Annotated in this window: 2 protein-coding genes and 3 pseudogenes; 3 read left to right on the top strand and 2 right to left on the bottom strand. The window is 63.5% G+C overall.

Annotated features, from left to right (window positions below):
• Nucleotides 1-83, top strand: a pseudogene (locus B118_RS33775) (transposase); the annotation flags it as partial.
• A 99-nt stretch (nucleotides 84-182) separates the two neighbouring features.
• Nucleotides 183-503: pseudogene (locus B118_RS29300) on the top strand (IS481 family transposase); the annotation flags it as partial.
• Between the two features lie 19 nt (nucleotides 504-522).
• On the opposite strand, the gene B118_RS0124710 reads toward B118_RS29300, so the two are convergent.
• Complete coding sequence (locus tag B118_RS0124710) at nucleotides 523-1,008, bottom strand: hypothetical protein (protein ID WP_028185853.1); 486 nt, start codon at nucleotides 1,006-1,008, stop codon at nucleotides 523-525.
• A 357-nt stretch (nucleotides 1,009-1,365) separates the two neighbouring features.
• Nucleotides 1,366-2,079 carry an SMI1/KNR4 family protein gene (locus tag B118_RS0124705; protein ID WP_028193662.1) on the bottom strand — a complete coding sequence of 238 codons (714 nt, stop codon included), beginning with the start codon at nucleotides 2,077-2,079 and terminating at the stop codon, nucleotides 1,366-1,368.
• A 312-nt stretch (nucleotides 2,080-2,391) separates the two neighbouring features.
• On the opposite strand from B118_RS0124705, the pseudogene B118_RS33770 reads away from it, so the two are divergent.
• Nucleotides 2,392-2,543: pseudogene (locus tag B118_RS33770) on the top strand (IS701 family transposase); the annotation flags it as partial.

Raw genomic sequence — 2,543 nt, 5'->3', positions numbered from 1 at the left:
GCAACCAACGCGCGAAGCCGAAAACCTCATTCGCCACCGGCTCCAAAATCCGCCACCCCGATTACCCGTTCAAGGCCGCATGACGAGGCACTAGCACACGGCTGGCAGGGATATCCCTGCCAGCCGTGCTTCGCGCTGTCCTATTGGAACAGTCTCAGTTTCGCCTGAAACGATGCGAAGGGCGCTGCCCACTCCCGCCCACCGCGCTTGGCCGCATCCGCGACGCCCGACCCGCCTCACCAGTCCCACCACCGGCCACCGCCCCGACCGTCGAGCGGGTCGTGTCGATCAACGGCAGCTTCCAAGTCGCCGGACAGAAAGTCCAAGTCGGGAAGGTCCACGCCCGCAAACTCGTCACCGTCGCCCTCGACGAGCACACCATCACCGCCTACGACGCCGAGACCCCGATCGCGGCCGTTCCCCGCCGCAGCACCACCGAACTGAACCGCACCAGAGCCAAACACCAGATCACCACCCCAGGTCAGCCTCGCCTTCGGGCGTGACCTGGCAACTTGTCGTCGGCTATGGGGCGGACCTCAGCCCGAGCGCACTGTGTTCGGTGACGCCCGCAGGGAGATCGGTGCGTCCAGACTCCTGCGATGTCAGCGCGACCAGCTCGCCGCGCCGATCCAGGGCAGGCTCACCGAGCACGATCGTGCTGAGCACCAGCTCGACCATCACCCGGTCGTATCGTTCAGAGCTGCGACGGTAACGCGACGGGTCGGACTCCACCGCTGCCGCTGAAATACGCCAACCACCGCCACCAACGGGCGCAAACGACACTTCGAAGACCCCGTTGCCGGTCCAACTGCGATGCAGGAACGCGACCTGGTCCTCAACGAACACGTTCCACTTCTCGTCCATGCCGCGAGCCTTGTAACCGAGCTTGATCCGTTCCCACTGCTCGTCGGACCACATACGGGTCGGCAGCTCGGCCATCGGCATCGGTGCCACGATCGGCAACACGCGCCGCAACGACGACCGAGTAACCAGCGACGGTTCGATCATCAGCAGATCCTACAGGCGCAACGGCCCACAGGACCATGACCACTCAGGGCCCGACACCCTCACCATCGACCGAAACACCAGCACTATTCGATCTCGACCTGGCGTCAAGCATATTGCGACGCCGATTCGTCAACCATCATGCGAGACCAGGCAGCTTCAGCCACGTCCTGTCCGACTCCGGTTGATGCGCTACATACCGGTTTCGCTTGACGGGTGACAATCAGCAGCCGCCTTCGAAGACCGGCATCACGGTCCGCTACTGATGCGCGGCCTGTCGGGGCAGGCAATCAAGAACGTCGGTCAAGACCTTCGGTCAGTGACCATGACCGGATGCCTGAGCTAGTCCGACGGTTCGCTTCAGGATGTGTAAAAGTGAGGTCCTCCAAGCCAGCGGCTCAGGTATTCGGACCGAATCGCGCCCGTTAGTAAGCCGACGAGTGCCGCCGAAAAGCCGGACTGATACTGCTCCCAGTACGGTCCTTCCTCCTTGAATACCACCGGCCAGTCGTCGGGGGCCACGCCGGGCTTGATGTGCCAAAAGAGCAGGTCGCCGTTGCCGGTGTGCCCCCACGAGATCAGGTTGTCACCAGGGTTGAACCAGGATGGGACATCCTCACGCCGAGGTTCCCACTGCAGCGAGTCGCCCAGGTGCCAACCTCTGGAGTCGTTGTCGGGTCCGCCGAAATCCAAGCGAACACACTCCTGGGCATAGACGTTGTGCTGCAGCAGGTCTGCCCAGTCGCGCGGTTCGTCGGGGGCGCAGACGGTGACGTGATCGTCAATGAGTCCGGCACCGTAGGAGTCGATGAAGCGCTTGTAATCCTGCGGAAGAGTGGCACCCAGCTTCGCCTCGACAGGTGACCAGTCGAAACCACCTCTGCCTCCGGTTTTGAGCGCCGGGAGACGCAGAATCTCACCCAGGGCCTCTGCCATGTCGCTCCCGGTGCTGTGGTCTCTGTCAGGCTCCGCTACGCGCTCCCCCGAAAGGACATCGTCGGGTCGGAGTTGATCGCGGCCAGAGCCAGTGACGATGGCGTGAGACGCGCTGAGTTCCACCACGACCAGGTCCACGTCCCGTTCCTGCCGGCCGTGTTCGTCGCATGCACGGTCGAAGCGGTCTCCAGGACGAGCCCAATGCCGTGGGTGATACCCCCGGCCCACCCTCCAGACGCCAGCCTTCAGGGAAGACATGGACAGACTCGACGAAGAAGCTCAACCGCTCGATACACACAGACAGCATGGTGCACGACCGCTGGGGCATGCGCCATCTAATACTCCAGCCGGGGTTGTTGACCTTGGCTGAGCTGCGGTTCGATGCGATGCGGGAACGAGGGCAGCCACCGTCGATCATGGACGGTTGTGTGGACTGACCATGATGCAGCGGTGGCTGCCGGATACAGGGTAGACGCCCAGCGGTGGCGGGTGTTGTTCGACGACCTGATGTTGACGGTCGGGCAGCGTTTCCGCAGGCCGGAGCCTCGCCGTCGGGTGCGTGACTTCGTCCGGGGCTTGCTGGCGCCGTTACCGTCGAAGAA

It is taken from the genome of Salinispora pacifica CNR114 (assembly GCF_000514775.1).
GTDB classification, from domain to species: domain Bacteria; phylum Actinomycetota; class Actinomycetes; order Mycobacteriales; family Micromonosporaceae; genus Micromonospora; species Micromonospora pacifica.
Note: the sequence above shows the minus strand (reverse complement) of the source record. Positions and strands in the feature narration are given on the sequence as shown.

Coding starts and splice junctions, on each gene's coding strand:
- B118_RS0124710 (WP_028185853.1), bottom strand. CDS start 1,008: ATGATCGAACCGTCGCTGGTTACTCGGTCGTCGTTGCGGCGCGTGTTG.